General features: G+C 69.2%; 14 protein-coding genes. 7 read left to right on the top strand and 7 right to left on the bottom strand.

Translation table 11 applies throughout. From position 1 onward, the window contains the following. Positions 1–988: 988 nt before the first annotated feature. The 6 genes from M1203_RS04795 to M1203_RS04770 all read right to left on the bottom strand — a co-directional run bounded on the left by M1203_RS04795 (position 989) and on the right by M1203_RS04770 (position 6,163). Entirely contained in the window at positions 989–1,579 is a 591-nt protein-coding gene (locus M1203_RS04795; protein WP_249948223.1) for a hypothetical protein, read from the bottom strand. Positions 1,580–1,746: 167 nt separating this feature from the next. Next, a complete protein-coding gene (locus M1203_RS04790) occupies positions 1,747–2,535 on the bottom strand; it encodes a succinate dehydrogenase iron-sulfur subunit (RefSeq protein ID WP_249948222.1) in 789 nt (262 codons plus the stop codon). Next, entirely contained in the window at positions 2,535–4,289 is a 1,755-nt protein-coding gene (sdhA, locus tag M1203_RS04785; RefSeq protein ID WP_249948221.1) for a succinate dehydrogenase flavoprotein subunit, read from the bottom strand. Before sdhA ends, M1203_RS04790 begins: the two co-directional genes overlap by 1 nt. A 19-nt stretch (positions 4,290–4,308) precedes the next feature. Continuing rightward, positions 4,309–4,800 (bottom strand): succinate dehydrogenase hydrophobic membrane anchor subunit, encoded by a 492-nt coding sequence (locus M1203_RS04780; protein ID WP_249948220.1) that lies wholly within the window; start codon positions 4,798–4,800, stop codon positions 4,309–4,311. Between the two features lie 10 nt (positions 4,801–4,810). Next, positions 4,811–5,191, bottom strand: coding sequence for a succinate dehydrogenase, cytochrome b556 subunit (gene sdhC, locus M1203_RS04775; RefSeq protein ID WP_308404834.1), 381 nt, complete (start codon positions 5,189–5,191; stop codon positions 4,811–4,813). A 195-nt stretch (positions 5,192–5,386) separates the two neighbouring features. Then, positions 5,387–6,163 (bottom strand): 2-oxo-4-hydroxy-4-carboxy-5-ureidoimidazoline decarboxylase, encoded by a 777-nt coding sequence (locus tag M1203_RS04770; RefSeq protein WP_374401884.1) that lies wholly within the window; start codon positions 6,161–6,163, stop codon positions 5,387–5,389. A gap of 258 nt (positions 6,164–6,421) precedes the next feature. Between M1203_RS04770 and M1203_RS04765 the strand changes: the two genes are divergently transcribed. From M1203_RS04765 to M1203_RS04740, 6 genes are all read left to right on the top strand, one after another. Next, on the top strand, positions 6,422–8,053 hold the full coding sequence (locus M1203_RS04765) for a glycoside hydrolase family 20 protein (protein WP_249948519.1): 1,632 nt from the start codon (positions 6,422–6,424) through the stop codon (positions 8,051–8,053). Between the two features lie 149 nt (positions 8,054–8,202). After that, positions 8,203–8,733 carry a hypothetical protein gene (locus M1203_RS04760; protein WP_249948219.1) on the top strand — a complete coding sequence of 177 codons (531 nt, stop codon included), beginning with the start codon at positions 8,203–8,205 and terminating at the stop codon, positions 8,731–8,733. Between the two features lie 113 nt (positions 8,734–8,846). After that, complete coding sequence (locus tag M1203_RS04755) at positions 8,847–9,455, top strand: hypothetical protein (protein WP_249948218.1); 609 nt, start codon at positions 8,847–8,849, stop codon at positions 9,453–9,455. Positions 9,456–10,283: 828 nt separating this feature from the next. Continuing rightward, complete coding sequence (locus M1203_RS04750) at positions 10,284–11,723, top strand: ATP-binding protein (RefSeq protein ID WP_249948217.1); 1,440 nt, start codon at positions 10,284–10,286, stop codon at positions 11,721–11,723. A 424-nt stretch (positions 11,724–12,147) separates the two neighbouring features. Then, positions 12,148–12,918, top strand: coding sequence for an RNA polymerase sigma factor (locus M1203_RS04745; RefSeq protein ID WP_249948518.1), 771 nt, complete (start codon positions 12,148–12,150; stop codon positions 12,916–12,918). Next, entirely contained in the window at positions 12,918–14,102 is a 1,185-nt protein-coding gene (locus tag M1203_RS04740) for a hypothetical protein (RefSeq protein ID WP_249948216.1), read from the top strand. The genes M1203_RS04745 and M1203_RS04740 overlap by 1 nt, the downstream gene beginning before the upstream one ends. Before the next feature lie 299 nt (positions 14,103–14,401). On the opposite strand, the gene M1203_RS04735 is transcribed toward M1203_RS04740, so the two are convergent. Continuing rightward, positions 14,402–15,370, bottom strand: a complete 969-nt coding sequence (locus tag M1203_RS04735) for a L,D-transpeptidase family protein (RefSeq protein WP_249948215.1) — start codon at positions 15,368–15,370, stop codon at positions 14,402–14,404. Between the two features lie 318 nt (positions 15,371–15,688). Between M1203_RS04735 and M1203_RS04730 the strand changes: the two genes are divergently transcribed. Then, positions 15,689–17,287: a methylmalonyl-CoA mutase gene (locus M1203_RS04730; RefSeq protein ID WP_249948214.1), complete on the top strand. Its 1,599-nt coding sequence runs from the start codon at positions 15,689–15,691 to the stop codon at positions 17,285–17,287. Positions 17,288–17,299 lie beyond the last annotated feature (12 nt).

Raw genomic sequence — 17,299 nt, 5'->3', positions numbered from 1 at the left:
AGCGAGCAGGCGTGAGTGGGTGGTTGAGACTCATGCCCCGCTGTGCGGACTCGTTGTCGCCTGCACCTGTCGACGGAGGCGGACGGACCCGCAAGCCACCCCCTATGTCCCAGTTTGGCGGGCTGTTCTGGGGGCTCCCCGGCCGGTCATGCGTCCTGAGTGCAGTTAAGTCGTTCCCATGACGCATCACCGGCTCTGACTGGCCCATTGGCCGCCCCATGGGTCACACCTGTCCCTCTGCTCACGCGCCCTGGGGCGGTGGGGCGGGTGTGGCTGGTGAGGTGCTGATTGGGCCGGTCGGAGGGAGTGATGTGTCATGGGGCCTGGTTAACCGAACTCAGGACGCAAGACCCGCCGGAGCCCTCCCCAAAGCCCCTTCCAAACTGGGACATTGGGTGCAGGTGGCAGGTCCGTCCGCCTCGGCTGACAGGTGTCATCCGACAACGGGCCCTCACAGCGGGGCATGAGTCCCGGCCACTCCCCGACCGTCAGTCGCTTTGCCGGTGTCGGGCCGCCCCATTCGACTGCTGCGCAGACCGCCCACCGGGCCGCAGGCCGGGAAAGGACCGGCCCCACAAACTCAGCCCCCCGGGGACCCCTCCCCCCGGGCCGCCCCCCTCAAAGCTGCACTTGCGGTGGAGGGTTGGGTGTCAAGGGTGGGCGCAGCCCATCGGCTTGCCGACGCGACGAAGGAGCGCCCTTGACGCCCGACCCGCAACCGCGAAACTGAAACCCAAGGGGCGGCCCCCACCCGCCATGACCGACCCCGGCCCATCCCGGATACCTCTTGGTCCTGATCCGCAGCTGAAGTCCTCGCTCAGACACGGGGCATGAGTCCCAACTACCCACCCACGCCAGCTCGCTGAGCCGGTGCCGGGCCGCCCCACTCCACTCCCGCGCGCCCCGCAGGGCTCACCCGCCCGAGGTCGGCAGCCGGCTCGGGGTCCCGGCCGCCCCCCCCGGTCCCGGTGGTCCCAGGGACGGGAGATCACATCGCGCTGATCGACCGCGCGTAGCTGATCTGGCCCATCACCATCTGGAACGTGCCCGCGTTGGTGGCCGGGATCATCGTCGAGTGGTGCCTGCCGCCGCTGGTCACCGTGACCTGGATGAAGCCCGTCGTCGTCTTCTCCTTCATCAGGAGGAAGAGCAGCCCCAGCAGACAGAAGATGAAGAAGACGATGGCCAGGATGATGGCGTGCGTCGGGATCTTCTCCTCCGTGCGGGACATGTCCGTCGCGTTCCAGACCGCACCCCTCAGGGGGAGCGTGCCCGACGGGGTGATGATCGAGTCGCCCACGACCGTGATGTCACCGATCGACACCAGCGGCGTTCCGGTGGCGCCCGTCGGTACCGGGGACATCGCGCCGGACTGCGGATAGCCGTAGCCCGGGGCGGGGGTGGCGCCGGGGTAGCCGTAGCCGGCGGTGGGGGCGCCCGCCACTCCGTCGGCGAGCGTCGGGTTGGGGAAGTCGTACTCCGGTACCCCCGGCGCGCCGGTCGGCGGATTGCCCGGCGGAGTGCCGGGCGTCGGCCCCCACTTGTACTCGCCGTCCGCGTACGGATTGGGCTCAGTCATCTCGTCATCTCCCCGTTCCCCTGGGCTTGTCGGCAGCCTCGATCCTGACACAGGAAGGGCCCGTTTCTGTATGACGTGCCCACAGAAACGAGCCCCTCGGGCCCCGGCCGGGACCCAGCATCGAACCAGCACCGAACCAGCGCCGGCCCGGCGCTCGGAAGCGGCGCTCAGAAGCGGCGCGTGATCAGCGCGCGCTTGACTTCCTGGATCGCCTTCGTGACCTCGATACCGCGCGGGCAGGCGTCCGTGCAGTTGAACGTCGTACGGCAACGCCACACGCCGTCCTTGTCGTTGAGGATCTCCAGGCGCTGCTCCCCGGCCTCGTCACGCGAGTCGAAGATGAAGCGGTGCGCGTTCACGATCGCGGCGGGGCCGAAGTACTGCCCGTCGTTCCAGAAGACCGGGCAGGACGATGTGCACGCCGCGCACAGGATGCACTTGGTGGTGTCGTCGAAGCGCTCGCGGTCCTCGGCGGACTGGAGCCGCTCACGCGTCGGCTCGTTGCCGCTGGTGACGAGGAAGGGCATCACATCGCGGTACGCCTGGAAGAACGGGTCCATGTCCACGATCAGGTCCTTGAGGACCGTGAGGCCCTTTATGGCCTCGATCGTGACCGGCTTGCTGACGGCCCCGGTCTTGTCCGTGGAGATGATGTCCTTGATCAGCGTCTTGCATGCCAGCCGGTTACGGCCGTTGATCCGCATCGCGTCGGAGCCGCAGATGCCGTGCGCGCAGGAGCGCCGGAAGGTGAGCGTGCCGTCGATGTCCCACTTGATCTTGTGGAGGGCGTCGAGTACCCGCTCCTTCGGATCGATGTCGATCCGGAAGTCCTCCCACTCGGCGTCGGCGGAGACCTCCGGGTTGAAGCGGCGGATCCGGAAGGTGACCGCGATGAGATGCGAGGAGGTGGAGTCCGCCTCCAGCGCCTCCAGCTTGTCCATGGTCGGGGTAGCCATCAGTACTTACGCTCCATCGGCTGGTAGCGGGTCTGGACGACCGGCTTGTAGTCGAGCCGGATCGACTCGGTGCCGTCGTCGCCCACCTCGCGGTACGCCATGGTGTGGCGCATGAAGTTGACGTCGTCGCGGTTCGGGTAGTCCTCGCGGTAGTGACCACCGCGCGATTCCTTGCGCGCCAGGGCCGAGGTCGCCATCACCTCGGCCAGGTCGAGCAGGTTGCCCAGCTCGATGGCCTCCAGCAGGTCCGTGTTGAACCGCTTGCCCTTGTCCTGGACGGACACGTTCAGATAGCGCTCGCGCAGCTCGGCGATCTTCGCGACCGCCGTCTTGATCGTCTGCTCGGTGCGGAACACCATGACATTGGCGTCCATGCACTCCTGGAGCTCCAGGCGCAGCGTGGCGACCCGCTCCTTGCCCGTGGAGTTCCGCAGCCGCTCGACCTGGGCCTCGACCAGCGCCGCCGGGTTCTCGGGAAGCTCGACGTAGTCGCTCTTCGCCGCGTACTCGGCGGCGGCGATGCCCGAACGGCGCCCGAAGACGTTGATGTCCAGCAGCGAGTTGGTGCCCAGCCGGTTGGCGCCGTGCACGGACACGCAGGCGACCTCGCCGGCCGCGTACAGCCCGGGAACGACCGTCGTGTTGTCCGCGAGGACCTCGCCCTGGACGTTGGTGGGGATGCCGCCCATGGCGTAGTGCGCGGTCGGCTGGATCGGGATCGGGTCCGTGTACGGCTCGATGCCCAGGTACGTACGGGCGAACTCGGTGATGTCGGGCAGCTTGGCGTCCAGCTGCTCCGGCGGCAGGTGCGTCAGGTCCAGATAGACGTGGTCGCCCTCGGGACCGCAGCCGCGGCCCTCGCGGATCTCCGTGTAGATGGAGCGCGAGACGACATCGCGCGAGGCGAGGTCCTTCATGACGGGCGCGTACTTCTCCATGAAGCGCTCGCCGTCCTTGTTGCGCAGGATGCCGCCCTCACCGCGGGCGCCCTCCGTGAGCAGGATGCCCATGCGCCAGATGCCCGTCGGGTGGAACTGGAAGAACTCCATGTCCTCCAGCGGCAGTCCGCGCCGGTAGCAGGCGGCCTGGCCGTCACCGGTCAGGGTGTGCGCGTTGGAGGTCACCTTGAAGAACTTGCCGGTGCCGCCGGACGCGTAGATGACCGACTTCGCCTGGAAGACATGGATCTCGCCGGTGGCCAGCTCGTACGCCACGACCCCGGCGGACACCTTGACGCCGTCGACCTCGGTCAGCAGCTGGTCCAGGACGTAGAACTCGTTGAAGAACTCCACGCCTTCCTTGACGCAGTTCTGGTACAGCGTCTGGAGGATCATGTGGCCCGTACGGTCCGCGGCGTAGCAGGACCTGCGGACCGGCGCCTCGCCGTGGTTACGGGAGTGACCGCCGAAGCGGCGCTGGTCGATGGTGCCGTCCGGGGTCCGGTTGAACGGCAGGCCCATCTTCTCCAGGTCGAGGACGGCGTCGATGGCCTCCTTCGCCAGGATCTCGGCGGCGTCCTGGTCGACCAGGTAGTCGCCGCCCTTGATCGTGTCGAAGGTGTGCCACTCCCAGTTGTCCTCCTCCACATTGGCGAGCGCGGCGGCCATGCCGCCCTGCGCGGCGCCCGTGTGGGACCGGGTCGGGTACAGCTTCGTCAGCACGGCGGTACGGCTGCGCTTGGTCGACTCGATGGCCGCGCGCATACCGGCGCCACCGGCGCCGACGATGACGGTGTCGTACTTATGGATCTTCATTGTCTCGTCAGCCCCGGCTTTAGCGGATGTTCGGGTCGAAGGTGAAGATCACCAGCGAGCCCAGAAGGATGGTGAACACCGTGGCGGTGTACAGCAGGCCCTTGAGCCACAGGCGCGTATTGGCGCGCTCCGCGTAGTCGTTGATGATCGTACGGAGGCCATTCGCCCCGTGAAGCATCGCCAGCCACAGCATCAGCAGGTCCCAGACCTGCCAGAACGGGGAGGCCCAGCGGCCGGCCACAAAGGCGAAGCCGATCTTGGACACACCGCCGTCGAGCACCAGCTGGATCAGCAGATGACCGATGACCAGCACGACCAGCACGACGCCGGACAGCCGCATGAAGAGCCACGCGGCCATCTCGAAGTTGCCGCGGGTCGCCTTCGGGGTCTTGTTGGTCCGCTGGCGCGGCGCCTCGATGACGGGCGCCGGATGATCGACGTCGTAGAGGCTCTCGCCCTCGACGAAACCGATCGCGGAAGAGGTCTCAGTGACTGCGTTGTTGGAAGACATCGGTGGACTCTCAGCTCCCGAAGACTTCGCGCACGGCGTGGCCGAGCACGGGGTAGAGGGCGCCGACCATCAGGATGAACCAGATGCCCACGGCGGTCCACAGCATCTGCTTCTGGTAGCGCGGGCCCTTGGACCAGAAGTCCACGGCGATGACGCGCAGGCCGTTGAGTGCGTGGAAGAGAACGGCGGCCACAAGGCCGTACTCAAGCAGCGCCACGACCGGCGTCTTGTAGATGGCGACGGTGTCGTCGTATGCCTCGGGCGAGACACGGACGAGAGCGGTGTCCAGCACGTGTACGAACAGGAAGAAGAAGATGAGCACGCCGGTGACTCGATGAGCCACCCACGACCACATTCCTTCCCGGCCGCGGTACAGCGTTCCAGCCGGCACGGAAAAACCCTCCGGGAGCGGGGATCGGGGCCGGCCGCCATCTTCTACTCAATCAAGCACAGTGGTGTCGGTCGCGCCCGGCCGGGTACGGTCCACCGGCCCCGGCCATCGTAGCGACGACTTGTCGGTTCGTTCGCCCGGGGGCCCATAGGTGTGATCAAACAGGCAATCAAACAGCCACGGACGGGCTATCCATCAGCCTGAATGCCCGCTTCCGGCTATACAGTCCGCCGCGACCGGGGTACTGGCGTCCGCTTCCGTTTCCATGCGGAGGCCGGAGGCGAGCAGACGGGTCAGCCGGCCGCGGGCGAGTCTTCGCAGCTCCTCGGCGGAGACGGATCTCTCGTGGTCCGGGTCGTGGGAGAGCCGGGCGCGGATCCCCGCCAGCACCTGGTCGAGGTATTCCTCCGGGCGGTGACCGTCGAGGCTGATCACGAAGGCGTGGCCGAAGCTGCTCTCGTACGCGGCGTGCGCGGCGCGCAGCGCGGTCCTGGCCGCGGCGGGCGCGCTGAGGGGCGGGCCCGAGGACGCCTCGGCGGCGAGCGCTTCCGCGAGGTCGGTGGGGGCGAGGTCGTAGCCGGCCTCGTCGGCGCCCGCGAGCAGTGAGTCGGCATCGTGGTACGGGCGGTGCGCGGCCATCCGCTGCGCCCAGCGGCGGCTGCCGCAGCAGGCGAGCAGCGCGGCCTCGGCGACGCCCGGCGGGAGAGCGTTGAAACGTCGGAGGCCGAGGGCGAGGTCGGCGCCGGGGGTGAGGTCGGCGCCGAGGGCGAGGTCGGCGTCGGCGGGCCCGTTGGTGTGGTGGGTCGGGTGGCCGGTGTGGGACGCGCGGGACAGCGTGGGCTCCTCGAACGCGGCGGGACGGCTGCGGTGTGACAGAAGTAGTGCGGCATGCGCTGTGCGTGAGGGACGCGAAGGGCGGTCGCGATGCGACGGACAGCGGTGGACGGACGCCCTGGGCGGACGAGGGGACATGCGTGAGGGGACGTGCGTGAGGGGACGTGCGTGAGGGGACATGCGTACGGAAAGACGAGATTGCGCGTGATCCGGTTGAGCTCGGAGTGGGGATTGCTTCGTAAACGTTATCGACGCACTGCTGGAGACATCCGACGGATGCGCGATTTTCACCCGGATGGGAGAGTTTCGGCGCGCGAGATGGACGCCGCCGTGCGACCTTCGCCGTAATCGTGTCGCACTTTCGCTGGATAGCCGCATATAGGAGGTTTACGAGTGATATCGCCATCGAAGGGTGCCCGAGCCGCCGGGGCGGTCCTCGCGCTGGCCGCCGCTGTCTCGGTGTCGGCATGTGGCTCCACGGGCACGGGCTCCGGTTCACCGGGGGACGCGCGGTCGCAGCAGGGGTCCACCTCCGGCCAGGGGGACCGTTCCGCCGCGACTCCCGCCACCTCGCCGTCACCCACACGGTCGTATCCGCTCTCGACTCCTCCGCGCGGCATACCCTCCGTACGGAAGCACGAGGCGGCTCGCGGTCCCGGCTGGAAACCCGCCTCGAACAGCGGGGTCGTCATAGCCAAGGGCAGTGATGGCCTCGCCGACGAGGGGAAGCTGCTCGCCAAGGAGCTGAAGATCGCCTACCGGGGCGCGGTCGCGGCCCGGGCCGGCGATGTCGAGCTGGCGCTGAAGAGCGGCAGCGGCTCCCCCGAGTCGTACACGCTCACCACGAGCGGCGGCCGGGTCCGGATCACCGGGCCCGACCAGGCCGGGGTCTTCTACGGCACCCGCACGCTCAAGCAGTCCATACGCGCCGACGGCGTGCTGCCGGAGGGCGTCGTACAGGACAGTCCCGCCCGCCCGCAGCGCGGGCTGAACCTCGACATCGCCCGCAAGTACTACACACCGGGCTGGATCGAGGCCCGGATGCGCGAGATGGCCGACCTCAAGCTCAACCAGCTCGGTCTGCACTTCTCGGACGACCAGGGCTTCCGCATAGAGTCCACGACCCACCCGGAGATCGTCTCCCCGCAGCATCTCTCCAAGGCCGACGTCAGGAAGATCCTGGCGCTCGGCGACCAGCTGCACATCACCGTCGTCCCGGAGATCGACTCCCCGGGACATCTGGGAGCGGTCCTGCGCGCCTACCCCTCGCTCCAGCTGCGCAATGTGAGCGGGGTGGCCACGAAGGGCGCGATCGACATCTCGCAGCCCGCCGCCGCGAAGCTCATCGACGAACTGGACCGTGAGTTCGCCCAGCTGTTCAAGGGGCCGTACTGGAACCTCGGCGCGGACGAGTACCAGGCGCTGGTGGTGCCCAATCCGGAGGCGTCGTACCCGAAGCTGGCGAAGCTCGCGGTCCAGAAGTATGGACCGAACGGCACGGTCCAGGATCTGACGACCGCCTGGACGAACGACCGCGCCGCGGCCCTCGCCCCGTACAAGAAGAAGTTCAAGGTCTGGAACGACGGGCTCTTCAGGGGCGGTGTCGTGAAGGCCGATCCCGACCTGGAGGTCCAGTACTGGACGGGCAGGGAGATCGGGGCCCGGCCCCCCGTGGAGTATCTGAACGAGGGGCGCAAGGTCGTGAACTTCAACGACGAGTACCTGTACTACGTGCTCGGCCAGCCCAACAACTTCATCTACCCGACCGGGAAGCGCATCTACGAGCAGTGGACCCCGCTGGTGCTGCGCGGTACGACACCGGTGCCCGAGCGGTACTCGAAGCAGATCCAGGGCGGTCTGTTCGCGGTCTGGGGCGACTTCCCGAACGCGCAGACCCAGGACCAGGTGGCGAACGGGATCAGGATGCCGCTGGCGGCGCTCTCCCAGAAGGTGTGGAACCCGGCCGAACCGACCCTGAGTTGGAGCGCGTTCCAGTCGCTCGCGACGAAGGTGACCAGCGCCGGCTGACCGGTCGATACGGGAGGGAGCGGGGCCGCGCCCGCGCGGTTGTGGATGCGAGGTGGCGGCCTTGTGATGGATCCGTGCCGTCCGGGTCGCGGTCTTACGGGCCGGGTGACGCTGTAGCCCACATATGCGTGGGTACGGGGGAGCGGGATATGGGTTTCTGGGGCTATTTCGTCGTGGGCAGGAGCGAGCGCCCGCTCGCCGAGCAGCCGGCGCTCGCGGCCGTACGCAACGATCTGACGCTCCATCAGGAGCGGTCCGACGGCTGGCAGGTGTGGCGGCATCCGAGCGAGCCCGACATCGGTGACATGGGCGCGCTGGCCAGGGCCATGGGATCGCCGGTGCTCTTCGGCTTCGTGATGGGCAGCGAGTGCGTGGCGGTGGAGGCGGCGGCCCCCGAGAGCGGGTCCTGGTACGCCTGTCTGGCGCGGGAGCCGATGGCCCGCCATCTCGCCGCGAACGACATGGTTCTCGAAGAACTCTTCCTGTCGGCCGAGGACGCGACACGACGGGCCGTCGCCTGGGCCACCGAGGCGGGCAGCGCGGTGAGCGCCGCCGTGGAGCCCGGGACGCTCCTCGAACTGCTGCGCCTGAAGCGGCCGGAATCTTTCGGCGAGGACTTATTCTTCCGGCTTCTGGATGGACTCGGAATCCCGGGCGTACCGGAGAAACCCGGCGTATAGCCACCCTGAGCGAGCCGAGGGTGCGCTCCGGACGATCAACGAGTGACGTATTTCAGCCGTTCGACGCAGTAGGGGGCAAGGGGGCAGTACTGCGTCCGTGACGGGAGACGTGAATGAGCCTGGTGAAGCTGATCACAGAAGCGGATGAGCGCGGCCTCGCCGCGAGCGGGCTCGCCTGCCTCGACCGCTGTCTGCCGCTGCTCGCCGAGGAGACCGAGGTCCTGCGACCGCTGTGGGCGGGGGTCGTGAGCGGCGAACGGGACTGGTCGGCGCGGCTGTCGGCGTCGAGGGAGGCCCTGGACGCCATCGCCGGCCCCGCGCCCGATGTCACCACCGCGCTCGTACGGACCATGCTCGGTGCCGCGCCCTCGGAGTGGGCGGCCGACTCGCTGCGGACCTGGGCCGACACCTGCTCCGTCGTTGCGCTGGAGATCCACCAGCAGTTCGACGCCGCGGCCGAGGACGGACCCGACGCCGCGGCGGAACGGCTCGCGCGGTGCCGCGAGGACAGCGGCGCGGTGGCGGACGCGGCGGACGGCGCGGAGAGCACGGACGGGATCGGACCGCTGACCGCCGGCGAACTGCGGCGCCAGATCGCGATCCTGGAGGTCCTCGCCGAGACACCGGGGGCCGCCGGCGTGCGCCGGGCCCTGGACCTGTCGAGCGAGGGACAGCGGGTGCTGCGCGCGGTGGTATCGCGCCGCGCGCGGGCGGGCGGCTGACCGAGGGGGGAAGCACCAGGGGCGGACGCGGCGCTGGGGCGGAAGCGCCTGAGGGCGGAGGCGGCGGTTGCGCCGGACCCGTTCGCGTCGGTGACCGGATCCGTTCGCCCGCCTGTGCGTGGATTTCGCACCCGGCAAGGGGAGGACGACCGGGGCCGCCACCCCCTGGCCCGACTGAGCCATCAAGGGCCCCTGAACAGGCATTAAGACTCAGGGAATCGATCTCCCTTGAGGCGTGATTCGAAGAAGGGGAGCCACTCACAGATGTCTGAGATCGAATACATCTGCCGTGTGTGTGGGTACGATTACGGCGGATACCCTATTCGAGAGGGTGGGGCCGGTAGCCACGACATCTGTGTCTGTTGTGGTGTCACGTTCGGCTACGAAGACAACCTGCCGGCCGGAGTCAGATCTTTCCGGACCTACTGGGCCGGTTCGGGTTTCACCTGGAACGATCCGTTGTCGAAGCCCCACGGCTGGAACAGGACCGAGCAAATGGCGAACATTCCGTCCCAGTGGCGTTAAAGTGCGGTAGAAAATGATGACCCGCCGGCGTCCGCAAATTCCGCACTATAGGGAAATCGTCGCACTTGGAAGTGAAATCGAGTGCGGCCTTTCCTTCGGCGAATTCGAATGGGTCGGTCTACTCGCGGAATCAGTCGCTCTTCGGGCCTCCTCCGCTCGGCCTACGGTTCCGGCCCTGCACGGCGCGTATGGACGGCTTGCCGCCTCGCCCGTGGCAGGGCACGGTGGATTGGTGCTGACCCGGGTAAAGTAAGATTCAATCTACGTAAGAATCTATCTGCGTTAATCGCTCAGGGGTGCGTCGTGGAGTTCCAAGGCCGGGCCGGAGATCTTGAGCTGCTGGCTGAGCAGTACCGGACCGTGGCAGAGGGTGTTGGGGCCACTCGGGGGCGGGCTGTGATCATGACGGGTCGGCGCCGAGTAGGGAAGTCGCGACTGGTCCAGGAGTTCTGCGACCGCTCGGGAACGCCGTACGTGGTGTTCCAGGCCACCCGGGGGCGCAACCCGGTGACGGAGCGCGCCGACTTTGCCGCGACGCTCGCGCAGTCGCTGCTGCCGGGGGCGGAGCTGGTCGCCGGCCTTCAGGCACAGGACTGGAACCAGGCCCTGCGCGCGCTGGCGCTCGCGGTACCCGATGACTCACCCAGCATCGCGGTGATCGACGAGGTGCCCTGGCTGGTCGAGCAGGATCAGGAATTCGAGGGCGCGCTCCAGACTGTCTGGGACCGTCACTTGTCCTCCAAGCCCGTGCTTCTGCTGCTGGTCGGCAGCGATACATCAGTGATGGAGGCGCTGCAGTCGTACGGACGCCCGTTTTTCGGCCGGGCGGCGAAAATGACCGTCCACCCCTTGAACCTCGCCGACGTGCAGGCCATGACCGAACTCGACGCCGCAGGGGCCGTCGACGCCCAGTTGATCACTGGCGGATTCCCCGAGATCGTGCAGTCATGGCGGCCGGGGATGGGGCGTACGGACTTCTTGCGGGCGTCGGTCGCCAATTCCCTCTCGCCCCTGTTGGTGGCCGGCGAGCTGTCCCTGCTGGGCGAATTCCCCGAGGCTTCGCATTCACGGGCCGTACTGGAAGCGATTGGCAGTGGTGAGCGCACGTTCAGTGCAATCGCGGCCCAGGCCGGCGGCGCCAGCGCTCTGCCGTCCGGCACGCTCTCCCCGTTGCTGGCCATGCTGCAGGCCAAGCGAGTCGTGGCTGCCGATCTCCCCCTGTCGGTCAAGCCGGACAGCAAGAACAAGCGCTACCGGATCGCCGACCCGTATCTGCGGTTCTGGCTGGCGTTCCTGGCACGCGCGATCCCACTCATCGAGCGAGGCCGCGGTGACGTGGCACTGGAACGCATCGAGCGGTCATGGACCACATGGCGCGGGCGAGCGGTCGAGCCACTGATCCGCGAGTCCTTGCTGCGTCTGATGCCCAATGACGAGTGGCCCGAGACCGAGGCCATCGGCGGTTGGTGGAACCGTCAGAACAACCCCGAGATCGACCTCATCGGTGCAGACCGCGAGCCGGTGGCCCGGCAGGTGTCCTTCGTCGGGTCGGTCAAGTGGCTGGAGACCCAGCCCTTCGGCCGTCATGAGTACGACGCCTTGGTGCGCGACATGCTTGCCGTCCCCGGTACCGCCCTGGACACTCCACTGGTCGCGGTCTCCCGCTGTGGGGTGACCGATGATCTGCCGCTCACCGCGCATTGGGGGCCGGAGGACCTCGTACGGGCGTGGCAGCCTCGATAGCCGAGACGGCATACGGGCCTGGCATGAGGAGAGCAGGGCAGGTTGGCGCCCGGGACGGCTCAGCGCATCGGCTGGGGGAGGATCGCATGAGGCGTCTGGCCGGTTGGTCACGCGCCGGACCTGTTCGCGTCGGTGACCGGATCCGTTCGCCCGTCTGTGCGTGGATTTCGCACCGGGCAAGGGGAGGACGACCGGGGCCGCCACCCCCCACAGGAGAGGCCCCGGTCGCCGTCCGGCGGAGCCGCGTTACGGCCCCGTACTCATATCAGCGCCACCGATGCGTTTTCTGTCACACCGCAGAATGTCAGCGCGTTGTTGCAGGTTGTACAAGACATGGACGCGGGCCCTGGAACGCCGTAGCGTGCAGAGTCGCGTGGGGCGGCGCGGCCAGTGACCAGCCGCGATTTCAGGACAGGTTGTGGGAGTGCTGGGGGACGACGCGGAGCTGACCGCCGCGGTGCTCGCGGCACAGGACGGGGACGAGGACGCCTTCCGTACTGTGTACCGCGCCGTGCACCCGCGGTTGTTGGGCTACCTACGGACTCTCGTCGGCGAGCCGGACGCCGAGGACGTGGCCTCCGAGGCCTGGTTGCAGATTGCCCGCGACCTCGGCCGCTTCTCCGGAGACGCCGACCGCTTCCGCGGCTGGGCCGCCCGTATCGCACGTAACCGCGCCCTCGACCACATACGGATGCGCGGCAGACGCCCCGCGATCGGTGCCGATGAGACCGAGCTGACCGGGAAAGCGGCCGATTCGGACACGGCGGACGAGGCGATGGAGGCGCTCGCCACCGGCCGGACGATGGCGCTGATCGCGCAGTTGCCGCAGGACCAGGCCGAGGCCGTCGTCCTGCGGGTGGTGGTCGGACTCGACGCGAAGAGCGCGGCCAAGACGCTGGGCAAACGGCCCGGCGCGGTACGGACGGCCGCGCACCGCGGCCTCAAACGCCTCGCCGAACTGCTCGACTCCGACGAGGGGCCCGAGCATCCCGGCCACCCCGAGCACACCGACGACCCCGGGCACCCCGCCGCGCCGCCCCACGCGCTCCCCGGCGCATCCCCCGAGGCGTCCCTCGGCGCTCCGGGTCAGGACGGCGGATTCGGTGGCGTACCCCCACAACGCACCATGCGGCCCGGAGCCGCGGCCTCCGCGGGTGTGACGGATTCGCGCCTGCGGACGCAGAAGGACATGTGATGGCCGAGGAGCGTGACCCGTGGCTCGACAGGGACGCGGCGGAGAGAATGCTGCGCGGTGAGCCTGTCGAGACGGCGGACGAACACGTCCGGGCCCGGTCGGAACAGCTCTCCGAGGCCCTGCGGGACATGACCGCCGTCACATACGCGAACGAAACATACGCGCACGAAGAGGAACTTCCCGGCGAAGCCGCCGCCTTGGCCGCCTTCCGCAAGGCCGTGGCCGAGGGCGGTGACGCGCGCGGGGCCGTCCGGGACCGCGGCGCCATGGGCGCGGGCGCCGGGAATCTGCTCGGTACGGTACGTATCGCGCTGGACCCCCGCGCCGTACGCGCCCCGCGGTTCGCCCGCCCCATGCGCAGGGGACTCGCCGCGGCGGTGGCGGGGTGTGCGCTCGGCGGCATCGCGGTCGCGGCGGGCGCCGGCGTACTGCCGCCGATCTTCGGCGGCGAGCACAACCCGACCCCCGTCAACTCCGTCTCGGCGGTGGCCTCTCCGAGGCCGCTCGCCTCCGGGTCCGGATCGCCCGAAGGGAGCCGGGACCCGGCCGACCCCGCGGACTCCCCGAGCGGGACCGGTACGGGACAGCCCTCGCCACCTCCCTCGCCCACGCCCGGCGACGGAGGTTCGCGCGAGGGTGACCACGCCGGCGAGAACGACGGTGAGGGCGAAGGCGGGGACCACGGTGCGAACGGGAAGGACAAGGACAACCGGCCAGGTCCCCCCTCGGGCTCCATGTCCGGAGAGTGGTTCAACAAGACGGCCAACGCCTGCCGCGCCTACCGCGACGGTGTGCTCGACCCGAAGCGCAAGGAAGCCCTGGAGTCGGCGACCGACGGTCCTGAAGGGGCCGCGCGATTCTGCGACTCGCTGCTCGGCGACGACCGGCGCCACAGCATCAAGAACGACAAGGGCGAGGACTACGGCGGCGACGGCGGCGACGAAGGCGAGGACGACGGCGACGCAGGGGGCGGCGGCGGGTTCGTGGGGTCGCCGGGCGTGCCCACGAAGCAAGCGCCCACGCCGCCCCCGTACTGGACGCCCGCGCCGTACGAGCCGCCGGCCCCGAATCCCACGCCGGATCCCACGCCGGTCCCCACCCCGGTTCCTACGCCCGTCCCGACGCCGGGCGTGACCGCCGGTCCGTCGCCGTCGCCGTCGCCGAGCACGACCGGCACGGACTGAGAGCCCGATCCGGCTGTCGTCGCGGCCCGTTCGGGCGCGCACACGGGATCTGTCGAATAGTTCCCCACGCCCTCCTGAACTGGAGCTTTACGGTTCTGGGAGATCGGGTGTGACGTTTTTTCGGGCCACGGCGCAGTACAGAGTGAGCCGACTGGTCATCGGCCGCGCACAGAGCCGGGGTTCCCCCCGTACCTACGGCTCGGCGCACTCGGCGCGGGCGGGACACGTTCCCCCGGTCCCGCCCGCGCCATCCTCTTCCAGGGGTCCAGGGCCCAAGGCCCAGGACCCAGGGCCAGGACCTACCAGTAGATGACCACTTTGTCGCCCGTGCGGACCTGGCCGAAGAGCGAGGCGACCTTCTTCTCGTCCCTGACATTGACGCAGCCGTGCGAGGCCCCCTCGTACCCACTGGCCGCGAAGTCGGCGGAGTAGTGGACCGCTTGGCCGCCGCTGAAGAACATCGCGTACGGCATCGGGGTGTCGTACAGCGTCGAGACATGGTCCCGTGACTTCCAGCCCACCGTGAACGTGCCCTCACGGGTCGGGGTGTACTGCGAGCCGAAGCGCACGTCCATCGCCGACTTGACCTTGCCGTCGATCATCCAGGTGAGGGTGCGGCTGCTCTTGCTGATGCACATCACCCGCCCCTCCATGCACCGCGGATCGGGCTTGGCGACCGGCCTGGTGGTCGGCGGGCGCAGTTCGTCACGGGTCGGCTTCCTGGTCAGCCCGACCAGCCGCTGCCAGGTGACGGTGTCCGTCGCGCCGGTGGCGGGCAGCCCGCGGTCCTTCTGGAAGGTGGAGACGGCCGAGACCGTGATGGAGCCGTAGTAGCCGGTCGGGTTGAGATCGAAGTGACCGGTCTGCTGGAGCCTCGCCTGGAGTTCCCTTACCCGGTCGCTCTCCGAGCCGTTCGCCATCAGCGTCCTGGGGCGGTACGCGGTCCGGCTCGGCGTCGGCGCCGGCGGTGGGGGAGGCGTGGCGGTCCTGGGCGGCTCGGGAGTGGGCGTCGGGGCCGCCGTGGTGCGGGCGGCGGGGCTCGTCGGCGGCTTCGACGACGGCGACGACGGCGACGGCGGCTGTGACGGCTCCGGGGAGGAGCCGTTCGTCGTTACGGGAACACCGCCCTGCTTGGCATCGGCCGACCCGGGGAGCGGCTGCACCGTACAGCCGACACCCGCGGCCAGCACGGCGGCTGTGGCGAGCCCTCTGCGTAGGGCGGATGTCCTGAGCATCTTCGGCGTCCCCCGGTTTCTCCCGTGATCCATGGCATGCGTTCCTCAGTGTTCCCTCAGACAGTCCCCCGCAGGGCAAGGTTGCCCAAGCGGGCGAGGAATCCTGCCCGGGAGTCATCTTCCCTTGCCGGGAGACGAATTCCAGTGGGTGATTCCCCGGAGTGAAAGTACTTCCGGCCATGCTGCCCGTTCGGGCCCCCACGATCCCGCGCATGGCCGCGCGTCGGCGTCCGTGTCCGCCCCGCGTGTGCCCCGTACGTGCCGTACGCGCCGTGCCGTACGCGCGCCACTACAGTCCGTCATGATCGACCGGTCATGACGGTCCGTCAGCGGAGGCAGGGAGCGGAGCAGATGGCACACGAACCCGGCGGCGAACGGTTCACCGAGAGCGGTCTGCCCGTCGAACCGGTCTACGGCCCCGACGCGCTGGCGGGATGGGACCCCGCCGAGAAGCTCGGCGAGCCCGGTTCGTACCCCTTCACCCGTGGCGTCTACCCGACGATGTACACGGGCCGGCCGTGGACGATGCGCCAGTACGCGGGCTTCGGCACCGCCGCCGAGTCCAACGCCCGCTACCGGCAGTTGATCGCGCACGGTACGACGGGTCTGTCCGTCGCCTTCGACCTGCCGACCCAGATGGGGTACGACAGCGACGCGCCGCTCGCGGGCGGCGAGGTCGGCAAGGTCGGGGTCGCGATCGACTCGGTCGACGACATGCGGGTGCTGTTCGACGGCATCCCGCTCGGCCGGGTCTCCACGTCGATGACGATCAACGCACCCGCCGCGCTGCTGCTCCTCCTCTACCAACTGGTGGCCGAGGAGCAGGGCGTACCGGGCGCCGCGCTGACCGGCACCGTCCAGAACGATGTGCTCAAGGAGTACATCGCGCGCGGCACGTACATCTTCCCGCCGAAGCCGTCGCTCCGGCTGACCGCGGACATCTTCCAGTACTGCCGCGCCGAGCTGCCCAAGTGGAACACCATCTCGATCTCCGGTTACCACATGGCGGAGGCCGGGGCCTCACCCGTGCAGGAGATCGCGTTCACGCTGGCCAATGGCGTCGAGTACGTACGGACGGCCGTCGCCGCGGGCATGGACGTCGACGACTTCGCGCCCCGGCTCTCCTTCTTCTTCGTCTCCCGTACGACACTGCTCGAAGAGGTCGCCAAGTTCCGTGCCGCGCGCCGTATCTGGGCCCGGGTGATGCGCGAGGAGTTCGGCGCCCGGGACCCCAAGTCCCTGATGCTGCGGTTTCACACCCAGACCGCCGGCGTCCAGCTGACCGCGCAGCAGCCCGAGGTCAATCTCGTACGGGTGACGGTCCAGGGGCTGGCGGCGGTGCTCGGCGGTACGCAGTCGCTGCACACCAACTCCTTCGACGAGGCCATCGCCCTGCCGACGGCCACCTCGGCCCGGCTCGCGCTGCGTACCCAGCAGGTGCTGGCGTACGAGACGGATGTCACCGCCACCGTCGACCCCTTCGCCGGCTCGTACGCCGTCGAGCGCATGACGGACGACGTCGAGGAGGCGGCGGTCGCGCTGATGGCGCGGGTCGAGGACCTGGGCGGCGCGGTCGACGCGATCGAGCTCGGCTTCCAGAAGAGCGAGATCGAGCGCAGCGCGTACGCCGTCACCCGGGAGACGGAGAGCGGTGAGCGGGTGGTCGTCGGCGTCAACCGCTTCACCCTCGACGAGGAGGAACCGTACGAGCCGCTGCGCGTCGACCCGGCGATCGAGGCCCAGCAGGCCGCCCGGCTGGCGCGGCTGCGCGCGGAGCGGGACCGGCCCGCGGTGGACCGCGCGCTCGCGGGGGTGCGGGCGGCGGCGGAGGGGACGGCGAATGTGCTGCCGCCGATGAAGACGGCGCTGGCGGCGCGGGCCACGGTGGGGGAGGTGTGCGACGCGTTGCGGGAGGTGTGGGGGAGGTACGTACCGACGGACGCGCGCTGACTCTCCGCCGAC

The organism is Streptomyces sp. 35G-GA-8, from assembly GCF_023534745.1.
GTDB lineage: Bacteria > Actinomycetota > Actinomycetes > Streptomycetales > Streptomycetaceae > Streptomyces.
Note: the sequence above shows the minus strand (reverse complement) of the source record. Positions and strands in the feature narration are given on the sequence as shown.

Excerpts from the sequence above, each read along its gene's own strand:
- M1203_RS04795 (WP_249948223.1), bottom strand. The coding sequence starts at position 1,579 with ATGACTGAGCCCAATCCGTACGCGGACGGCGAGTACAAGTGGGGGCCG.
- M1203_RS04790 (WP_249948222.1), bottom strand. The coding sequence starts at position 2,535 with ATGGCTACCCCGACCATGGACAAGCTGGAGGCGCTGGAGGCGGACTCC.
- sdhA (WP_249948221.1), bottom strand. The coding sequence starts at position 4,289 with ATGAAGATCCATAAGTACGACACCGTCATCGTCGGCGCCGGTGGCGCC.
- M1203_RS04780 (WP_249948220.1), bottom strand. The coding sequence starts at position 4,800 with ATGTCTTCCAACAACGCAGTCACTGAGACCTCTTCCGCGATCGGTTTC.
- M1203_RS04770 (WP_374401884.1), bottom strand. The coding sequence starts at position 6,163 with ATGTCCCCTCGTCCGCCCAGGGCGTCCGTCCACCGCTGTCCGTCGCAT.
- M1203_RS04760 (WP_249948219.1), top strand. The coding sequence starts at position 8,203 with ATGGGTTTCTGGGGCTATTTCGTCGTGGGCAGGAGCGAGCGCCCGCTC.
- M1203_RS04755 (WP_249948218.1), top strand. The coding sequence starts at position 8,847 with ATGAGCCTGGTGAAGCTGATCACAGAAGCGGATGAGCGCGGCCTCGCC.
- M1203_RS04740 (WP_249948216.1), top strand. The coding sequence starts at position 12,918 with ATGGCCGAGGAGCGTGACCCGTGGCTCGACAGGGACGCGGCGGAGAGA.
- M1203_RS04735 (WP_249948215.1), bottom strand. The coding sequence starts at position 15,370 with ATGGATCACGGGAGAAACCGGGGGACGCCGAAGATGCTCAGGACATCC.
- M1203_RS04730 (WP_249948214.1), top strand. The coding sequence starts at position 15,689 with ATGGCACACGAACCCGGCGGCGAACGGTTCACCGAGAGCGGTCTGCCC.